An 18,945-nucleotide genomic window follows, 5' to 3' on the forward strand; every position below is an offset into this window, starting at 1 on the left:
TTCCTACAAGGCAGCCGGTCAGCGCTGCGATATTTGATGTCTCCGCCCTGCCCGGCTGCCGGCCCTGCTGGTCTGCGGTGACATTTCTGCTTTGCGCCGCATGCGACAATTCTGGATGGTTGCAACACCCGTTATAGCAGGTCTAACCATTGCTTAGCACTGGAAGCGATCCGCTGATAATTGGCATGAAGGCAGGAAATTCTGGACGACAAGGACTTAAAGAACATAGTGTCTGGCTTGCATAATATCGTTGACGGCAATGCGCACCAGGACGCCACATATGTGATGGAGCTTATTGAATGATCAAGCCGCCCCCACCATCACTCGGTGATGACGGTCTTGTCGCTTTCACTAAAGCGGTGAAGTTGCACGAGACATCTCTGAAGAACAAGTGGAGCCGGGAATCGCATCGTGCCGATTTGGCCAAGTGGATGAAACTCTACGACACGCTTTCTGCAAAGCGTACTGCGGGCAGTCAAGCAGCCATGCACTTTTCCAAACTTTCAGAGCTTTGCGGGAGATTGCTTGATGAGTTTGGCCCTGAGCCCCCTCCAAAGAAACGCAAACCTAAAGCGGACCATCTGGCCCCACTCAACTATCCCAACTTCCCGTCCGAAATAACTCACAGGCTGCATTTTTTTGAGGGGCACGGCGCACGACGTCTTCGGGCAGAACAGTTGGTGCGATATGCCGAATACTCGTTTCGACAGATCTCGGGAACGGGTCGTGTCCTTGTCTCTTTGGGCACGACAAAGGACCAGGTGATGCTGTTTGAACGTTTGGTCGAAACACTCGGCGGCGGGGGGGACGGAGACTTGAGTTCAAAAGGCTTTAACACCGGCTATGTGGCACGGCCGGAAGGAGTCCAGCAAGGAGACACCTGGACAGCAATGCCTCTTGATCCTGACCTGCCAATTGCTCGGATCTGGTCCGACAATAACAACGCGTCTCGATACAGTACCAGGGCTCGCGTGTTGGGTGATCAATTTCGAGGATATGATGGAAATGGACTGCCTGATGATCTGCCAGACATGCGGAACTCCCCGCCATGGGATCCTGATCCTCTCTATCAGCGTTGCTTGGACCTTACTGATTCAGGCCGGCTCCATGAGGCTCTAGCCATCATTGAATCCATACCCGGCGCTGACCGGGAGGTTCTATTGGATGAGGTTATTTACCTGAGGTACCTGACTAACAGCCCAGTCAAGTCCGACGACATCCGTCTCATTGCACGGAAACACGCGCGGAACTCCCTGGTCTCTGGTCGCCTGATAGAAGAATTCAATGAGTTCCTCAACTATCTGGATAACGAAATCCAGAACTACCCGCCGTTACTTGAAAGCATCGGCGTCCTGAGCCCTGACTACGGCAAGTTAATGTTGCCCGAGAGGCCCCCGGCCTCAGACTACAAAGCTTTACGGGAACTTTACCGGCAGTTCACGTTTTATACGACTCCTCGTGGGCGCATCTTCTCACTCAACATACTTAATGACTTCGGAGGTATTGAGAAGCTTTTTGCGGGCTATATGATCCAAGCAGAAGATGCGTTCCGTCGCGATAGGTCTATTCCTGAGATCGGGAAAGGTTGGGCTTCGGAAGTTGCATTGTATGATCTTGTGAAGATGTTTTGGCCAAACGCCAAGCATCAATGGCGGCCGCATTTTCTTGGCAGGCAGTCGGTAGACATCTACATACCTGAGATAAATTTAGCCATCGAATACCAGGGGCAGCAGCATTATGAACCGATCTCACTGTTCGGTGGGGAGGAGGGCTTCAAGAATGCACAGGCACGCGATCAGAAGAAGCGTGATCTTCTCGCGATGAACAAGGTCCTGTTGATGGAATGGCCGTATTACGTCCCGATCACCACTGATGCGCTGAGGTCGCAGTTGGACCAACTGAAGGTTTTCCTTCCAGATAATTAGTGTCCTTACGAATTTGAGCATGTAGCCGACTTTCCTAATAGAGATTTGGGGCTTCTCAGCAGCAACAGCTGGATGAATCACCCAATTTCCCTTGAAGCCCCTTCCTTCAGGTCGGGGAGGGACAGGGAAAGAATACAGCAGTGTCGCCATGGTTGGCGATCCAATACCTCTTCGAGTCGACAGCTGTGGAAAACGCACTGTTTCTTTTGAGGTCAGGGCTCCAGTTGCCTATTTTCAGAACATGGAGGCGATCCGCGGACATGTCTACCGGCTGAAGCCGACACGTGAGCAGGAGGTACTTCTGGCACAGACGGCCGGGGTGGTGCGCCTCGTCTACAACCTCGCCCTCGAACAGCGCCGTACCTGGGGCGGTCGTCCCTATGGTGGTGGCGCGTCGCGGAACTTCGGCGCCAGGGGCATGTCAGGGGAACTGTCGGATCTCCGCAAAGCATTTTCCTGGATTGGCTCCGTCAGCCAGACGGCCCAGAACCAGGCACTGATCGATCTCGACCGCGCCTATGCCAATTTCTTCGAGGGCCGTGCGGGTTACCCGAAACCCCGAAAGCGTAATGTCCATGACGTCTTCCGCCATGTCGGCCGCGAGATCTCGATTCGCCGGCTGAACAGCCGCTGGTCGGAGGTCAGGATTCCGAAGATCGGCTGGATCCGCTACCGCGATTGCCGGACCCTGCGCAAAATGGGCGATGGCAGGCTGAATATCCGCAATGCAACCATCCGCCGTGTAGCCGGTGGGGGCTGGGAGATCTCGATCGCCACGCGTTGCGAGATCGCGGAACGGCCTGTCCCAGAGGCCTGCATCGGTGTCGATCGTGGCGTGGCCGTGCCCTATGCGCTCTCGACAGGCCAGCTCGAGCATCTGCCCGGCAGCGTCGAGAAGCGCGATGCCACGATCCGGCGGGCGCAGAAACAGCTGTCCCGCCGGCGCCGTGGTTCACAACGCCATGCAAAGGCCCGTCGGCGGCTGGCCCGGCTGAAGGCGCGGGATGCCAGGGCACGGGCGCATACCGCCCATGTCCTGGCCCGCCGACTGGCGAATGAGCACGGCATGGTGGCGATCGAGGATCTGCGGATCCGGAACATGACCCGCTCCGCCCGGGGCACGATGGAGGAGCCGGGTAAGAACGTTGCCCAGAAGGCCGGGTTGAACCGGGCGATCCTGAATGTGGGCTGGTTCGGGTTCGAGCGGATGCTGGCCTACAAACTCGAGGAAAGCGGCGGGGTCCTGGTCAAGGTTCCTGCCGCCTATACCAGCCAGGCCTGTGCCGCCTGTGGACATGTCGATGCGGGAAATCGCGATAGCCAAGCGATATTTTCCTGCACATCCTGCGGCGCGGCCGCCAATGCCGATGTCAACGCGGCGAAAATCATCCTGTCCCTGGCATTGGATCCGGACAGGTATCGGCGGGGGAGCACTCCGTTACTGGACGTGGAGGGTAAGGCGCAGGCCCCCTGTGAAGCGTCAACTCGATCTCTCGGGGAGCGGCTCGATGCCGTGGCCTGGGAGAGGGAAAATCCTGGTCCTTCAGGGCCGGGAAGATGTTAAAGGGAATGAAGAGTTGGCCAGCATTGCACGCCGCTTCGCCTAACTACCTACTTTTTTAATTGTCTCCAACTGAACCAGAAATTGATCGTTCGGCGTAGCCCCTTTCATCATATTGACACAATTTGCGACGAGCTGGAGGTTGTCCGGGGTATAATGCCCATTACTGTCGATGCGGTCTGGACTTACGCACCACTCACCCGCCGTGAGGGTCATACGAACTCCAGACAGCGCACATAATCCCTCCTGCCTATGATAGAGGCCTTCCAGGTGGTCCGCCATGGCATCGGCACTTTGGAAGCCGAATTCCTTCCACTTGCTGATAGTCGTGGTCTCTTTGCCGGATTGTTTCGTTGTCCGCTCTGCTCTGTATGCGATGGTCAGAAGTGCATTGCGAAGGTCGTCCGTCCTTTCGGTGGTGACCCGCATTCCACCGGTCGTTATTGCAACTTTCGGGACTCCTGATTCTTCTGCTAACAATCGGAAGGTAACTGTGGCAGTCTTCCCATCCGGTGCAAGTCTTTCTTTAAGCTGATCAATCCTGTAGATGCCCAGGTAGCTGTCACGCGCTCGCGTTTCGACCCCTTCCTCCACTTTGCCCTTTTGAATAACGGCATATCCATTCTTAAGAGCCAACAGCCAGTGTTCGTACTTCTTGCTAACCTTCTTAAAGGCATCATTGTAGTGGGGAGGATTTTGTGTCCAATCGACACGGATGTTGTGACAGACGGGGATTTCTAGGCCGTTTTCCGTCACAACAGTCCAGCTTCCGCGAGAACCTTTCAGATTTGGTTGCTGGCGCCGAAAATCTCGATAGACTTGTGCAGCAACGGCAAAAGCCGTTCCGTGAGCAACGCCCGCATCAATTGCAAGATCGCGTCCTTGCGCTTCGGTAAGTCCCTGCTTCGCCGCCCTAAGAAGGGTTTTCCGGGCCGTCTCAACTGGATCCGAAACCGATGACGAAGACATGTAGATCTTGTGTCGCGTCTTGCGCCAAAAGTTGCGCGCAGCAGTTACCGTGGATCGCTTGTCGTCCTTTTCGAGTTCTTCAATCGTGATATCTGGATTTTCATTCAGCGCCGTGAATACCCGCGCAGTAATCGTTTCATTCGACACAGTACCTATCCTGATATTGTTACCAACCACTTGGGTTCAACCCTAACCCCTGATTCGCTGTCATCACAAACTGTAATACGTATTTTCAGTCGCTTTTCTGCAACTTCGGGCCGCCTGACGATAGATATTTCGGCTGTTGCTCTGCTCCCCCAATTGTTGCTGCAGTTCGTGTGCCGCACAACGAACGGCTCCTTTTTTTGATAGATATTTATCTATTATCGAAAACCTTTACAGCAATAACAATCACGAAATATGCGCCCCATACGCCACCCCATGCTTCATATGCATTGAGTCCAAGGATCCATTGTGAGAGAGGCCAAACAAGGGAGGAAAGAGCCACGCCTATCAAAATGCCATCAAGTAATGTTCTGGAGTCAGGTGATCTATTATTCATTATGCGCTTTCAATTGATGAGTAAGCGTTTACTTCTGTTTGCCAGGCGTGATTAATCCATTTGCTTTATGGTAGTGTAACTCGTTTTCTATCTTTGCATAAAGAGCACGGTGATGATTTGGGTTCATGCTTACCCAGTGTGAAGTCGCAGTTGAATTGTTGCGAGTCACGAGTACTTCGATTAGTTTTCCGTCAATAACACAAGCACGATAAGTCATTTTTCGTCCCGTTGGCCGGGTTAGCTGAAGCTCATAAGTAAATTCGATTTTCCCCTGGCATGCGGGGCGCTTGCTTTCCTCATAGTTGACCAGTCCTATCAAGGTTACTTACCTTTTTCGCATAATTGCCGCGCATGTCGAACTTCGAGAGCGATTTGTTCCAGGTCGCCAACTTCCACCAGTTTCACGATCTGACGCAGAAATGTCACGACTTTTTATGAACATCATCCGACATTCTTCTGTCCTCTATAGGTTGGGTCTGTTTATTCTAAAGCGCCGCCGTCCCGCTCACGAAAATTGTTTTCTTGATACTGTGGCGATTGTTGGTGTCGCGGTATTGGTCGCCAGTATCGTGTATGTAACTGTGCAGGAAGGATACTTGTCCTTGTAACTCACGAGATTGAGCCGAAATATCAGCCCTTCTCACTGGCTTGGTATAGGGAGTGGACAAAACATGGGGGTCATCTTCGTCGTTGCGGCCCGTGCTAAGGTGAGTTCTTTGCGTGTGGGGCTGCCATGGACGTACGGATTACAATCGAAACTACCTTCGACAACGGGGAGAAGCGCACTCATCAGCTTGACGGCATTTCACGACCCTACCGGGTGACCTGTCCAGACGGGATCGGGTTGCGCCTCGAGGATGGGAAGAGGGTTGTCGAACAGATTCAGCGGGCAATTCTTTGCGATCAGGTTGAGGAAATCATCCGAGAAAGCCGCGTATGCCCGGATTGCGCCTCGGTTCGTGCCATTCATGACTATCGCACGCGCGATCTCGACACGCTCTTTGGGCGGGTTCGGGTCAAAGCCGCGCGCTTGCGCCGCTGTTCGTGTGATGCCAGGTCAGCGGCGATGCCCGGCGGACCTATTTCTCCGCTGGCCTATTTCTTTCCTGACCGGGCTACCCCGGAGCTGCAGCGGCTCCATGCGGAACTCGGGTCCCGGCATTCCTTTCGCGAAGCCGCGCGGCTGATGAAAAGCTTCCTCCCCTGCCATCCGCCCCATCACACCACGGTGCGTGACCGGTTGGGAAGAGTAGCCACGGGGCTCGAGAAAAGTCGAAGGGCATCAGGCGATCCCGCTGAAGCACTTCCCAAAGGGGGTTTGACGGTTTTTCTGGACGGTGCGCATATCCGCTGTCGACCGGAGTATCAGCAGCGACACCTGGATCTTGTGGTCGGTAAGATTGAAAGTCGCAATATGTGCCGACGATTTGGCTTGGTCGCCAATGCGACGGCATCGCCAGGCAGCCGGATGCGAGAAGAGCTGTCAGACTTTGGATGGAAGCCGGGCCGTCTGTTGACGGTAATCTCTGATGGCGAGCTTGCTCTCCCGAACCTCATACGGAATGCCATGGGTGGCGACGGCCAGGTGAAGCATATCCTCGACTGGTGGCACATCTCGATGCGTATTCGACATGTCGAGGCCGCCGTTCAGGGTCTGGTCCAGATACCGGGATTCACTGGAATTCCGGTGCTGTTCCAGCGCCCCGCGAAAAGCCTTCGCTGGTGGCTGTGGCATGGCAGAGCACGGGTCGCGGAAACTTATCTGAAAGGGCTCATGCACGATTGCACCCGCCTTGCGGAAGAACCTTTGGCTGTCCGCACCGCTGCCGCTCGTGTGCAGGCCCGATGCGGGACACTGTACACCTATCTCGCGAACAACATGGAATCCCTTGTCGACTATGGTCGACGGTACCGTAACGGGCTGCCCATCTCGTCATCTCGTGCCGAAGGATCAGTCGATGACATTGCCAATGCCCGCATGGGAAAGCGCAGAAGGATGCGGTGGTCGCCCAAAGGGGCTCACCGAGTAGCCGTCACAAGGGCCGCAGTTCTCGATGGTCGGCTGACCGTCGCAAACAGAAAACGCGCCGCATGACCCCCATGTTTTGTCCACTCCCCGATCCGCCGCGACCTCGGCCTCGATCGCTTCAATCTGACCGACAAGAAGAGCGCTGGAATCCGGCGCCGATGCGTAGAGATAGACACGGTATCCCGCGATTGTCAGTACGATTGCAAGGTTTGCATAGAAGAAGAGAGAGAGTAGGGCACGGTTCATCCTGGCTGCGCTTTCCGCCGAAGGACGAGGATCGAAACGATTGTTCCGCTCGCCATGCCGAGATAAATGGTCAGGAACCGCCATGCGAAGATGACAAGCAGAAGGTCATCGGGGGCCATGCGGCCTGCCATGAACCCGGCGAAGGCCAGTTCCGCAAATCCAGCACCGCCAGGGGTCGGTGCGAAATACATCAGGAACGTCACCACCGACAACGTCCCGATGACCGTCAACCAATCCACATTATAATCGAGAATTTCCAACAAGAGCGCCGGAAACGCGAAAAGCGTCAGTAGAAACACGAGCGTGCAAGCTACCGCCGCTAGGGCATAAAGATGCGATCCCCGGACGAAGCGTGCAAAGCTTGCCGAGAATTCCGCCGTCTCGCGGTGCACCGCATTGGCCCAGCGGTCCCGTCTATCTGTGCCCAGGAAACCAATGCGAGACGTAAGCGCGAGAAGTCGGCCGAGTAGTGTTGCGATCCAGTGGGGGCGGCGCAGCACAATCAGGAAGCCAACGAGATAGAGCACGATGAATCCTGACAGCGACTGCAGGGTGATCCTTGCAAATCCGTTCGGCGAAGATCCCGGGTGCAAAAATTGAAAGAGCGGGGCGACAAGGAAGATCGTCAGCATGGCGAGAATGGTCCGGATCGTCGTCGCCGCGGCCGAACTGCCAACGGCCACGCCATGCCGTTGCAGGTACCAGACCTGCGCGAAACCACCGCCCGTCGCAAGGGGTGTCACATTCGAGAAAAGGATGTTGATGAACACAAGGGGGAAAATCTCACGAATTTTCACCCCGACTCCGATCGTGCGCAGGACGAAGTAGAGCCTCAGCCCGTCAGACACAAAGTAGACCACCAGAAAACCGAGGATCAGGGCCAAAGCCTGCGGTTGGACCAACCTTGCGTCGAAACGTGGAAGTTCGCCTCCGAACATCGATGAGACCAAGACAAAGCCGGTCGCTGTCAGGCCGATGAACAAGGCGGCCGAAACGAGCCAGGCTGATGGCTTGCCCCAGAGGGTCGCCTGGCCATTCTGGCGCTGTTGTTTCTCTTCCTGCATTGGATGCCCCTCGTATTGTGTTTTGGCAGATATCTCCGCTAGGAACACAAAACAACAATACTCCCCTGTAATTCTCTGATCCGACAGCTTATTTGCCATCAGAAACGGGGTGCGCGCGACACCTCGACAATCATCGGACCGAGGGGAGGCTTAGCGCGTGATCACAGCATATGTGCATGAGGACGGCAGGCTTGGCCGCCACGAGGGGCTCCCGAAACCCGACGCGACCGCTGTCTGGATAGATCTTCTCAGCCCAGTAGGCGACGAGGAAGCCCAGATCGAGGCACTGCTCGGCATCGACGTGCCGACCCGTGAGGAAATGGAGGAGATCGAGATTTCCTCCCGTCTCTACACTGAAGATGGCGCGCTTTTCATGACGGCGATCCTGCCTTCACATGCCGATGGCGATGACCCAGAGATGTTGCCCGTCTCCTTCGTGCTTTCGGACAGGACGCTGGTCACGGTCAGGTATCACGACCCCCGCGCCTTCACGACCTTTCCGACGCGGGCTGCCAAGGTGTCCATGGGCAGCGAGACCGGCGAAGGCGTTCTCGTCGCGCTCCTCGAGGCCGTTGTCGACCGTCTCGCCGACATCCTTGAACGCGACGGCAGGGAAATCGATGCGATCTCCCGCCAGGTATTCCGCCGCTCGAACGGCAAGCCCACGAAAGCGCAGGACTTCCAGGCAACTCTCGAGTCCATCGGCCGCAAGGGCGACCTGACCTCCAATATCCGAGACAGTCTCGTCACCCTTGAACGCGTCGCAGGGTTCCTCGGCCAGCAATCCTTGGAGATGAAAAGCCCGCGGGAACTGCGCGAACGGATTAAGACGCTGTCACACGACATCCGTTCGCTTGCGGATCATGCAAGCTACCTCAGCCAGAAAATCACGTTCCTGCTCGATGCGACGCTCGGCATGATCAACATAGAGCAGAACGCGATCATCAAGATCTTCTCGGTGGCCGCGGTCGTTTTCCTGCCGCCGACTCTGATCGCCTCGATCTACGGCATTAATTTCGAGCACATGCCCGAATTGAAATGGCTGCTCGGTTATCCCTTCGCCATCGGGCTGATGATCTTGTCGGCAATCCTGCCTTACGTCTATTTCAAGCGCCACGGCTGGCTCTGAAAAATAAGGATAAGAAATGTCTCACGATTTACTTCTTGTGGCCGCCGGCCTTGTTCTCCTTTTCCTCGGCGGCGAGGGACTCGTGCGTGGGTCTGTTGCGATAGCGGAGCGCCTCGGCATCTCGAAGCTTCTCATCGGGCTGGTCATCGTCGGGTTCGGCACCTCGACGCCGGAACTCCTTGTTTCCGTCAATGCGGCACTCGACGGTACGCCCGAAATCGCACTTGGAAACGTGGTTGGGTCCAACATCGCCAACGTTCTGCTGATCGTCGGCGTGGCGGCCGTGATCACGCCGATCCTCGGGTGGGACCGCACGGCGGTGCGCGAGGCGCTGGTGGCAACGCTCGTCTCCCTGACGGCTTTTGTGCTGGTTCAGGGCGAGGTCCTCACCCGGATGGAGGGCATTGCGATGCTCGTTGTCCTCGCAGGCTACCTGTTCTCCAGCTATTGGCTGGAAAAGCGGGATCGCGAGGCGAAGACGTTTCAGCACGAGGCGGAGGAATTCGAGGACATTCCACTGCCGCGGCCTTGGCTTGCGCCGGTTCTGGCCATCGGCGGCATCGTCGCCCTGGTGTTCGGGGCGGACATGCTGGTCGAGGGTGCGGTGAACATCGCGCGCGATTTCGGTGTGCCCGATGCAGTGATCGGTCTTTCGCTCGTCGCCATTGGCACTTCGCTGCCCGAGCTTGCCACCGCCATCGTCGCCGCGATCCGGCGCCATTCCGACGTGGTGCTGGGCAACGTAATCGGTTCGAACATCTTCAACATCCTCGCGATCCTCGGCGTCACGGTCGTGATCCAACCCATCGAAGTCACGGCGCGGTTCCGTTTCATCGATACGCCGGTGATGCTGGGAGCCGCCCTGCTGCTTCTGGCGTTGCTCTTTGCCACGAAGTCGATCGGTCGGCTCTGGGGTGCGCTGATGCTGGCCGCCTACGCCGCCTATATGGTGTTCCTGTTCTCAAACGGCACGGGAGCGTGACGCACCCGTGAGCCGTCCGTTGCAAGATGTCGCGACAGGCTCGACACATGCGAGAGTGCCCTTTCGGATCACATCGCCCATTGGCCCCGTTCTTTTCCTCGACGATGTCGCAGGCAGCCAACTGCTGCTGTCCGCACTGTTCATCACTGCGCGGGACGATGAGCCGCCGCCGATCGCAACTGCGGCGGGCGAGACGCGCGCCACACGGCTGGCCGGCTATGACCATGCCTGCGTCTGGCGCGCGCGGTTCACGCTGCCGGCAGATCGCCAGTCGGAATACAGCTGGAACGGCGCGACCTACGCGGTCACCGGTGACCTGACCGACGATCTGCGTCTGGCGTACGTTTCTTGCAACGGCGAGGAAGTGGGGGACATGGACCGCGAAGGTTCCGAGCGGAACGCCATGTGGGAAAGGCTGAAGAGCGAACACCAACACCGGCCCTTCGCGCTGATGCTGCACGGCGGCGACCAGGTCTATGCCGATGAGGTGACCGAGGGGCACGAGCTCAGCCATGGTTGGCCGGAGCGTATCCCGCGCGACCCCTCTTGCGCCGCGCTGGACGATCTTCGCCATCACCTGCGCGAAAGGTTCCTGGAACGCTACGCTGCTCTCTACGCCGCGCCGCAGTTCGCCTGGCTTTGCGCGCGCGTGCCGTCACTCATGCAATGGGACGATCACGACATCTGCGACGGCTGGGGCACGCTCAGACGGTCCCGCACCTATTCCCCGGTGGGCCAGACGCTCTTCGCCGTCGCACGCGAAAGCTTTCTGGTGTTTCAGCAGGCGACAACTGATGGCGATCTGCCGACGCGCTTTGCCGACCCCGAAGGGCAGCATATGGGCTGGTCTGTCCATGGCCCCGACCTGCGCATCCTCGCCCCCGACCTCCGCTCCGAACGCACACGTCGCCAGATCATGGGCATGGGCGGCTGGGCAATGATGGAGGCGGAAGCACGGCGGGAGGTGCAGGGGCATACCTTGCTGATGTCCAGCGTTCCCTTGCTTGGCCCCCGGCTATCGCTCTTGGAAGCGCTCATGGTGGTGATCCCGCGGATGCAGAAATACGAGGATGATCTGCGCGACCAATGGCAGAGCCGTGCTCATCGCAAGGAATGGCGCCGGATGCTGCGGCTGGTTCGCGACCTTGCAAGACGGGACAGGCACGACATCACGGCGGTCTCGGGCGAAATCCACCTGGCGACACGCGCGGTCATGGACCTCGGCGGCGGCCTGCACCTGAACCAGCTTGTTGCCTCCGGAATCGCCCATCGCGCGCCACCCAAGGGCTGGGCACGATTTTTGGGAGCCTTGTCATGGTTGGGCGAAGACCCATTGCCCGAGCACCCGATCCGCGTGCAGCGCCTTCCCGGGCAACCCGGCAGATACATCGCCGAGCGGAACTATCTGGTTCTCGAACGGACTGCCGGGAACTGGACCGCGCTGTGGGATCTGGAAGCGAGCGGTATGACGGAGGCGCTGCACCTGTAGCAACCTACTGAATTTGGATTGTTATTCTTGCCTTTGACCGAACTCAGCCGGGCTAGCGGACCCAGAGAACGTTGGAGCTCAGTCCCGTTCCCTTCAGCATCTACTGGAGAACGAATGCTGGCTCTGGAATGGAGGAACGGTCAGACAGTCCTACGAAATCAGGTCTGCAACCAGTGAGGATGCTCAAATCGTGTGCAATTCGTACTAAAGGATCGCAAAGCGTAATGAACCGGACGTTGGCGCAAGTGTAGCGAAATATTAGTTTCTCACACGTCGTGCCCATTAGACCTGTCACCGCCGCCCAAGCCGTCCCAGTCTCGCCAGCTGCGCCAGCATTTTTGATCCCGAGTCTGCGGATCCTGTGCCGCCTCCGGAACCCGTCTGTCCCATGCCTTGCCGCACTGGCATTTGCTGCACGCCAAAGAACTGCCGCGCCCTGAGGGCTGCGTATTCTGCGCCACTGGCCCCGCCGATGAGGTAGCGATTGTAGGCCTGCTGGCTTCCCATGGCGGCGCGGGCAAAGCTGTAGCCGCCGCCGAGGCCACCGGAGAGGGCGGGCATCATGATGTTGCCGGAGATCGCGCGGACGATGAAGGGCGTGGCGATAATGAAGCCCTTGGCCATGAGCACCATCATGAAGAAGGGGATGAGCGCGCCGATGTTTGAGGCCCCTTCGGGATCGCCTAGTTCACCGATGAGCGCGGAGGAAACGCCTGTGATCGTTGCGAACACGCCTGCGACGACGATGGGGTATAGCGCAAAGGAAATCAGCGCGGACAGCCAGCGCGCGAAATAATCCTTGGTGACCTCGAAGAGGGTCAGGAAAATCATCACCGGGGCGATCCCGATCAGAAGCGCGATCATCAGTCGGGAGGCCACGAGGATGAAGGCGGCCAGTCCGCCGAGGATCGAGAGCAGAAGCACACCGACGATGTCGAGCATGGCGCCAGCCATCCAGTTCAGCTCGGACCCGGCGGCATTCAGGTAATCGCCGAGCTCGGCGATCAGCCGGTCGAATTCTTCAGCGAAAGTTCCAGAGGGCCCCGGGCTGCCGCCGCCGACGGAGGCCACCAGCGCGCCCGCGATACTGTCGATCCCATAGAGAATGGCAGACGAGAAGGCGTTGAACTGCATCCAATTGGTCGCGAATATCCCGATGAGCCCGATCTTGACCGCGAGCCAGAAGGCTGTGTGCCCATCCATGGCCCGATATTGATAGATCATGTTGATGCCGACGAGGATCACCACCAGCGTTGTCCCCAAAACCAGGAGCGTGCCGACCGTTGCCGCAACCGCACCAAACTGGGTCTCAGCGGCGGTGTCGAGATAGGCTTGGGAGGTTTCAACGAAGTAGGTGACGACACTCATCGCGGGGCTGCCTTACCAATTACCTGCTGCGTCGCAGATTGCCTGGGCGGCAGTTCGGGCGGCGTTGGCGCGGCGGTTGTAGGCGTCCGAGGATTGCAGCATTTCCCACCGTTCGTCGCTCGCGTAGCTCTCCCGAAACACGGCCTCGGCCGCGTCCCAGGACGGGAACCGAGTCGCGCAGTCGCAGTTGCCGATCTCGACGACCCGCTCGAGATTCTGGGCGCGATAGATGTCCTGAACCAGAACCCGCTGATAGGCTTGGCGGAGCGGGATTTCCTGCATCCAGACGGGCTCGGCGGGCCGGTCCGGACAGACGTCAAAGCTGCGATCGAGGGTTGGCACTAGGTTGCGCTCGGCAACGGCGAAGGCGGGCGTCAGACTTAGGGCCAGCGCGGCCAAGGTGAGGTGCTGCGCCTGCCTCATGCCGTGGCTCCAGCGGGTGTAATTTCGCGTTTCAGGAAAACGGTGTGCCCGATATTGGCGAATTCCGAGGAGCTGATCGACACCACCTCCCAGCCGTCTGCGCCCTTCTCGTTCAGGCAGGTCTGCATGTCGGCAAGGCTGGTTTTGCGGGCCATGGGAAAGGTCAGGATATTGTATTCAAAGGTCTTCATGGGGAAATTCCAATCTCGGTTGCGCCGGGGAGGTAGAATTCGGTGATGCCGCGTTTGCCGTCATGGCGACCGGCCTGGATGATCACATCGATGGAATTTTCGATGTACTGGATCATGTCGGCATAGGTCATCGGGATTTCGGTCTTCAGTGCCGCGATCGCGAGCCGCTGCACGGCGAGTTGCGGGGTTTCGGCATGGAGCGTGGTCATCGAGCCGCCATGGCCGGTGTTGATGGCCTCGAGGAAGGTCATGGCCTCCTTGCCGCGCACCTCGCCCAGGATGATCCGGTCGGGGCGCATGCGCAGCGTGGCGGTGAGAAGCACTTCGGCGGTCTGGAATTCTGCGTCGCGATTGGCGATGAGGGTCACGGCATTTGGTTGGGTCGGCAGAAGCTCGGCCGCTTCTTCGATGGTCACGATGCGTTCCTCGGCCGGTACGTGAGAGAGGATCTTGCGCGCGGCGACGGTCTTGCCGGTGGAGGTGCCACCCGAGACGATCATGTTGAGTTTGTTCTCGACGCAGAAGGCCAGCGCATCATCGATCAAACCCGCGGCCACCACTGCGCGCAAGGCGCGCTTTTTTTCGACGCGCAGGTCTTCGAGCTTGCGCTCTTTTCCGTAGAGGAAATCGAGCGCAATGCCCTCGAGTGGCAGGCTTGAGAAGAACCGCAGGCTGATCGACATGGCCGAGAGCACTGCGGGCGGGGTGATGACCTGTGCGCGGATCGGGCGCCCCTTGTAGGTGATCGATACCGAGACGATGGGGCGGTCCTTGCTCATCGTGGTATTGGCCGATGAGGCGATCTGGTTGCCGAGGTCCCTGACCTGAACGCCGGTCAGCCTCTGGTCCAGCGCGCGCATGAAGTGATCGCCCTGGAATTCGCCCCAACAGGTCCCGTCGGGATTGATGCAGATCTCGATGACGTCGTCGCGGGCGGCGGCGTTAATCCGGTCGAGCGAGGTTTCGAGATAGCTCAGCGACATGGGCTCAGAATATCTCCAGATCGCGGTCGACCATGACCGTGACGCGGGCACCCTGGTCGACATAGATGACGGGGCCGATTGAGAGATAGTCGCCAATGACGCTGTCCGTGGCATCTGCCAGATCATCGCCAACGTCTTCGAGAACGTCGGCGGCAGTCTCATCCTGGACCTCGGAGGCGGCGGCACTTGGCGCGGCGGAAATCAGAGAGATCAGGGCGGCTGACCCGAAACGCTCGGCAAAGCGCGTGTCTATGAGGCCGGTGACGCCAGAACGGCCCAGTTCATCACCTCCGAAGGAGCTGATCTGGACGGTCTGGTTGTCGGGCAGGATGATCCGGTCCCAGGCGATGGTAACGCGGCGCTGCGCGATATCGACGCCCGCGCGGTAACGCCCGATGAGACGCGATCCGCGCGGGATCAGGAGGCGCGTGCCGTCGACGCTGTAGACATCCTCGGAGACCACGGCACGGGTCTGGCCGGGCAGCGAACTGTCGAGGGCGGTTTCCATCACGGCCTGGATCATGGTGCCCTGTAGAATCGTGTTGGAGGGATTGGCGATCACCTCGGCCTGCGTCACGGTCGAGGGCAGCGCGCCGTTCAGCACGAAATCTGTCACCTCGCCAAAAGTGCGTTCGGTCAGAGCCGTTTCATTCGCTCCGGAGGCACCGCCAAACGCGATGGTGGGCGAGGCGATGCGCCGCTCCTGGAAGGCGCGTTCCTCCGCGGCGCGGCGCTCCAGCTCGGCCATGCGCCGGGCTTCTTCCTCGCGGCGCAGTCGCTCTTCTTCGCGCGCGCGCAGCTCATCTTCCGTGGGGCCCGTTGGCGCGGGTTGGGGTCGGCTGGCCTCGAGTTGGGCCAATTCCAGATCCATGCGGAGTTGCTCAAGGCTGCGATCCCGCGCCGTCAGTTCGTCCTGAAATCGTTGCTGTGCTGCTTCCGAGGCGGCTTGTAGCGCCGCGATCTGAGCAGTCAGCGCGTCAATTGCCTCTGCGGCGGCGGTGTCTTCCTCGACAACTGGTTCAGGGGCGTTGCGCAACTCCTCGATCTGGGCCTGCAGGGCGGTGATCTGCGCCAGAAGCTCCGCGTTGGGCTCGACGGGGTCTGGTCCGACGAACACAACCTCGGGCTCGGGCGGGGGCAAGGTCTCGATAGCGCCAAAGCCATCCCCTTCGTTTTGGAAGACGTCCGGAGTGGCCGTCGGCAAGGCTTCCTCTTCTTCGGGCTGTGAGAGGAGATAAAGCAGGGCACCACATCATAGCTGATCCACGACTCCGGGCTGGTCTCGACCCACTTCCAGCCGTGGCCGATGGCCTCGGCGTCCATCGCCAGCTTTTCCGCGAACAATCGATCCAGCAATGCGCCATCGTCCAGAAACACCTCGTTTGCGAACAGGTCGCGGGTAATGGTGCCGCCCGCACCTTGATAGGCATCAAGCCCGACATAGACAGCGCGGCGGTCGGTGTCGCGGATCGCTTCGGGTTGCAGAAGCTGTTTCAGGCGGTGGGCCGACACGTCCTGACCGCGCACCCGGTCCAGCACATCGAGTGCAAGGGCTTCGTCCTGGGCCACGGTGAAGCATTTCGCGGCCTCAAGGGTGATTTCGCCCGCTTTCAGCGCATCGAGGATCGGGGCGGGCAAAGCCGCAAGCGCAAGGCGGCGGTAAACATGCGCCTCGGTCACGGCGAACACGCGGGCGATGGCAGGCACATCGCTGCCCGTCTCGGCCATGCGGCCATAGGCGCGGATTTCGTCGGCGGGATGCAAATCCTCGCGGGCCGCGTTCTCCACGCTGGCCCATGCCCGTGCGGTGGCCTCGTCGGGGGCCAGACGGACGGGGATTTCTGCCAGTTCCGGGCGGCGGTCCAGCAGGTCGGCGTGTTTCTCGAAAGCGCGGATCAGGGCGCGCAGGCGGCGACCGCCCGCGACGATCCCGACATGTCCGGCCTCGTCGGCAAGGCCCGCAAGGTTCTGCAACAGGCCCACGGCCACGATGCTGTCGGCCAGTTGGTCGATGCGGTCGGCATCGACGTCCTGACGGGGGTTCATGTCCGAGAGATAGAGCGCGTCCAGCGGGAAATACTGGATCGGGGCGGTGGTGATGGCACCTTGTTTCATGGGGTCTTTTCCTTGTTTGCGACGTTGTGTTCGTGTTATCGGTGCCTCACCCGTGATCGGGTGAGGCGAGGGGGTCACATGGCCCCGTGCTGGGTCAGGAAGGCGTGGCCGATCTTGGCGGAGTGACCGCCCTTCCTGATGAGCGCCCACGCTTCCGCGATCCGCGCCTCAAGCCATTGATTGATTGTTCTCACCTCCTTTCCGGTTGCTGTTGCGCTTGGTGCCTGCTTTCCGCCGATGGGCGAGACCTTTCTGCTTGTCGTCGAAAGGCCCCATGCCTTTCGGACGGCAAAGCGGGGAGGGCGCAGCCCTGCCCGCGGCCCTGGGGCTGACTGTCAAGGCTCGGGAAGGCGGGATGGTGCGGCCCGCAGGCCAAGCCGAGGACACGGTCCGCCTGGACGACGACGCGCATCGCGCGGCGCTAGGCCATTGACCGTCAGACGCAGGGATGCGTGGCGGACAAAAGGAAATGAAAGGATCGTCGGGGCGGGGGTGAGCGCGGGCGCAGCACGCGTCGATCCCCCGCCACGTCCTCAGTCCATCATGGCCCGCGCCTGCGCGCGGGTCTCCGGGTTCCTTCTACAGCGGACCACCGAACCCGGCTCGTTTCGCGTTATGCGTTCCGCGTTAATCGTAACGGGTAATTCGCCATCTGCCGCTTGCTGTCCGCCATCCGCCGATTGCCGGACGGTAGCGTAGGTGCCCGATCGCCACCCGGCGCATCGCTCGATCCTTGTTGTCTCGCTCTGCGCCTTGCGCCTGCGTCAGCGGTCCCGCCCGTCAGGGCCGAGATCGTCGGGGCAGGGCGCGCAGGACCGGGGTTCGGGGGGACGGCTCGGAACGAGACGTTCAACCGGGCGCCGCAGCCGCGCGCATCGCGCCGATCAGCTCGGGTGGAGGCCGAAGGCCGGAACCGGGGGCGCGGCCCGACAGGGCGACGCCATCATGCTGATTCCCTAGGGTCAGGACTCGTTCTCGATTCATAGCCAGAACATGACGGTTGCGGCGAGGGCGATGGCTGAGAGGAAGACCTTCGGGCATCTATCGTAACGGGTTGCGACCCGTCGCCAGTCCTTCAGCCGCCCGAACATGATCTCGATCCGGTTGCGGCGTTTGTAGCGGCGCTTGTCATACTTGACGGGTTTTCCACGGGACTTCCGTCCCGGTATGCAGGGCTTAATCCCCTTGTCTTTCAACGCATCTCTGAACCAATCGGCATCATAGCCACGGTCGCCCAGCAGCCATTCTGCCGCCGGCAAGCTGCCCAACAGGGCCGCAGCACCGCTGTAGTCGCTCACCTGACCTGCAGTCATGAAGAACCGGATCGGCCGCCCATCAGCGTCGGTGACGGCGTGCAGTTTGGTGTTCATGCCGCCTTTGGTGCGGCCGATCAGGCGGCCCCTCTGGTCGCCGGGCCCCCTTTTTTCGCCCGCAGGCTGGAGGCCGTGCGATGCGCCTTCAGATAGGTCGCGTCTATCATCACCGTCTTCGGAACGGCCGCCTCGGAGGCCAGGCCTTCCATCATCCGGGCGAAGACGCCTTTCTCGCCCCAGCGCTTCCAACGATTATAGAGGGTCTTCGGTGGACCATACTCCTTGGGCGCATCGCACCACCGCAAGCCATTGCGATTGATGAAGATAATGCCGCTGAGAACACGCCGGTCATCGACGCGCGGCTTGCCGTGACTCTTCGGGAAAAACGGCTGAAGGCGGGCCATCTGCGCATCCGTCAGCCAGAAAAGGTTGCTCATGATCCAGTCTCCTTGCGGAGCCTGAATCATGCCGCGCGGCTGAAATCAATGGGTCCTTCTCTATTCGGCGTTCCCTCGTCAAGCGCCTTCGAGCAATTATTCGTGGCGGGATTTCAGGTCTTTCGCGGGCCCTCGCTTCTCTTCGGGATCAGCACGCTGGCTCTCCCATCATGGGATCAG

14 protein-coding genes and 2 pseudogenes are annotated in these 18,945 nt (G+C 59.5%); 7 read left to right on the top strand and 9 right to left on the bottom strand.

Translation table 11 applies throughout. The features are described from left to right. Positions 1 to 299: 299 nt before the first annotated feature. Entirely contained in the window at positions 300 to 1,925 is a 1,626-nt protein-coding gene (locus C9E81_RS22080) for a hypothetical protein (protein ID WP_122114526.1), read from the top strand. Between the two features lie 241 nt (positions 1,926 to 2,166). Next, positions 2,167 to 3,489: an RNA-guided endonuclease InsQ/TnpB family protein gene (locus tag C9E81_RS22085; protein WP_166462014.1), complete on the top strand. Its 1,323-nt coding sequence runs from the start codon at positions 2,167 to 2,169 to the stop codon at positions 3,487 to 3,489. Positions 3,490 to 3,528: 39 nt separating this feature from the next. Here C9E81_RS22085 and C9E81_RS22090 read toward each other — a convergent pair whose 3' ends face one another. Then, a complete protein-coding gene (locus tag C9E81_RS22090) occupies positions 3,529 to 4,602 on the bottom strand; it encodes a hypothetical protein (RefSeq protein ID WP_122114528.1) in 1,074 nt (357 codons plus the stop codon). Positions 4,603 to 5,729: 1,127 nt separating this feature from the next. Between C9E81_RS22090 and C9E81_RS22095 the strand changes: the two genes are divergently transcribed. After that, positions 5,730 to 7,091, top strand: coding sequence for an ISKra4 family transposase (locus C9E81_RS22095; RefSeq protein ID WP_122114529.1), 1,362 nt, complete (start codon positions 5,730 to 5,732; stop codon positions 7,089 to 7,091). 176 nt (positions 7,092 to 7,267) lie between these two features. Here C9E81_RS22095 and C9E81_RS22100 read toward each other — a convergent pair whose 3' ends face one another. Continuing rightward, positions 7,268 to 8,335 carry a lysylphosphatidylglycerol synthase transmembrane domain-containing protein gene (locus C9E81_RS22100; protein WP_076981240.1) on the bottom strand — a complete coding sequence of 356 codons (1,068 nt, stop codon included), beginning with the start codon at positions 8,333 to 8,335 and terminating at the stop codon, positions 7,268 to 7,270. Between the two features lie 172 nt (positions 8,336 to 8,507). Here C9E81_RS22100 and corA point away from each other — a divergent pair, with 172 nt between their 5' ends. From corA to C9E81_RS22115, 3 genes are read left to right on the top strand one after another with little or no spacing between them, the layout of a single operon-like run. Then, a complete protein-coding gene (gene corA, locus C9E81_RS22105) occupies positions 8,508 to 9,464 on the top strand; it encodes a magnesium/cobalt transporter CorA (RefSeq protein WP_208021251.1) in 957 nt (318 codons plus the stop codon). Positions 9,465 to 9,480: 16 nt separating this feature from the next. Then, a complete protein-coding gene (locus tag C9E81_RS22110) occupies positions 9,481 to 10,446 on the top strand; it encodes a calcium/sodium antiporter (RefSeq protein ID WP_076981238.1) in 966 nt (321 codons plus the stop codon). Between the two features lie 55 nt (positions 10,447 to 10,501). Next, a complete protein-coding gene (locus tag C9E81_RS22115) occupies positions 10,502 to 11,935 on the top strand; it encodes an alkaline phosphatase D family protein (RefSeq protein WP_122114531.1) in 1,434 nt (477 codons plus the stop codon). Between the two features lie 291 nt (positions 11,936 to 12,226). Here the strand turns inward: C9E81_RS22115 and C9E81_RS22120 are convergent, their stop codons facing one another. The 6 genes and pseudogenes from C9E81_RS22120 to C9E81_RS23760 form a co-directional block, all read right to left on the bottom strand. After that, complete coding sequence (locus C9E81_RS22120; protein WP_056037075.1) at positions 12,227 to 13,303, bottom strand: TrbL/VirB6 family protein; 1,077 nt, start codon at positions 13,301 to 13,303, stop codon at positions 12,227 to 12,229. A gap of 12 nt (positions 13,304 to 13,315) precedes the next feature. Further along, entirely contained in the window at positions 13,316 to 13,726 is a 411-nt protein-coding gene (locus C9E81_RS22125) for a hypothetical protein (protein ID WP_122114532.1), read from the bottom strand. After that, the gene (locus C9E81_RS22130) at positions 13,723 to 13,917 is read right to left on the bottom strand and encodes a DUF4177 domain-containing protein (protein WP_122114533.1); all 195 of its coding nucleotides are present in this window, start codon (positions 13,915 to 13,917) and stop codon (positions 13,723 to 13,725) included. Before C9E81_RS22130 ends, C9E81_RS22125 begins: the two co-directional genes overlap by 4 nt. Further along, positions 13,914 to 14,900 carry an ATPase, T2SS/T4P/T4SS family gene (locus tag C9E81_RS22135; protein ID WP_122114534.1) on the bottom strand — a complete coding sequence of 329 codons (987 nt, stop codon included), beginning with the start codon at positions 14,898 to 14,900 and terminating at the stop codon, positions 13,914 to 13,916. Before C9E81_RS22135 ends, C9E81_RS22130 begins: the two co-directional genes overlap by 4 nt. Before the next feature lie 4 nt (positions 14,901 to 14,904). Further along, positions 14,905 to 16,149 (bottom strand): annotated as a pseudogene (locus tag C9E81_RS22140) (TraB/TrbI/VirB10 family type IV secretion system protein); the annotation flags it as partial. Positions 16,150 to 16,391: 242 nt separating this feature from the next. Next, a pseudogene (locus tag C9E81_RS23760) lies at positions 16,392 to 17,015 on the bottom strand (ParB/RepB/Spo0J family partition protein); the annotation flags it as partial. A 274-nt stretch (positions 17,016 to 17,289) separates the two neighbouring features. Between C9E81_RS23760 and C9E81_RS23055 the strand changes: the two are divergent. After that, positions 17,290 to 17,448 carry a hypothetical protein gene (locus tag C9E81_RS23055; protein ID WP_166462015.1) on the top strand — a complete coding sequence of 53 codons (159 nt, stop codon included), beginning with the start codon at positions 17,290 to 17,292 and terminating at the stop codon, positions 17,446 to 17,448. Positions 17,449 to 17,995: 547 nt separating this feature from the next. Here C9E81_RS23055 and C9E81_RS22150 read toward each other — a convergent pair. Then, positions 17,996 to 18,765, bottom strand: a protein-coding gene (locus C9E81_RS22150) for an IS5-like element ISPak1 family transposase (RefSeq protein WP_240200102.1) whose coding sequence is annotated in 2 segments (ribosomal slippage) — positions 17,996 to 18,429 and positions 18,429 to 18,765 — 771 coding nt in all. Because the reading frame shifts where the segments join, the coding sequence is not laid out codon by codon here. Positions 18,766 to 18,945: the final 180 nt, after the last annotated feature.

It is taken from the genome of Paracoccus alkanivorans (genome assembly GCF_003697785.1).
GTDB lineage: Bacteria > Pseudomonadota > Alphaproteobacteria > Rhodobacterales > Rhodobacteraceae > Paracoccus > Paracoccus alkanivorans.

What these genes read in the sequence shown, in the direction of transcription:
- C9E81_RS22080 (WP_122114526.1), top strand. Translation starts at nt 300, where the DNA reads ATGATCAAGCCGCCCCCACCATCACTCGGTGATGACGGTCTTGTCGCT.
- C9E81_RS22085 (WP_166462014.1), top strand. Translation starts at nt 2,167, where the DNA reads ATGGAGGCGATCCGCGGACATGTCTACCGGCTGAAGCCGACACGTGAG.
- C9E81_RS22095 (WP_122114529.1), top strand. Translation starts at nt 5,730, where the DNA reads ATGGACGTACGGATTACAATCGAAACTACCTTCGACAACGGGGAGAAG.
- C9E81_RS22100 (WP_076981240.1), bottom strand. Translation starts at nt 8,335, where the DNA reads ATGCAGGAAGAGAAACAACAGCGCCAGAATGGCCAGGCGACCCTCTGG.
- C9E81_RS22110 (WP_076981238.1), top strand. Translation starts at nt 9,481, where the DNA reads ATGTCTCACGATTTACTTCTTGTGGCCGCCGGCCTTGTTCTCCTTTTC.
- C9E81_RS22120 (WP_056037075.1), bottom strand. Translation starts at nt 13,303, where the DNA reads ATGAGTGTCGTCACCTACTTCGTTGAAACCTCCCAAGCCTATCTCGAC.
- C9E81_RS22125 (WP_122114532.1), bottom strand. Translation starts at nt 13,726, where the DNA reads ATGAGGCAGGCGCAGCACCTCACCTTGGCCGCGCTGGCCCTAAGTCTG.
- C9E81_RS22130 (WP_122114533.1), bottom strand. Translation starts at nt 13,917, where the DNA reads ATGAAGACCTTTGAATACAATATCCTGACCTTTCCCATGGCCCGCAAA.
- C9E81_RS22135 (WP_122114534.1), bottom strand. Translation starts at nt 14,900, where the DNA reads ATGTCGCTGAGCTATCTCGAAACCTCGCTCGACCGGATTAACGCCGCC.
- C9E81_RS23055 (WP_166462015.1), top strand. Translation starts at nt 17,290, where the DNA reads ATGCCTTTCGGACGGCAAAGCGGGGAGGGCGCAGCCCTGCCCGCGGCC.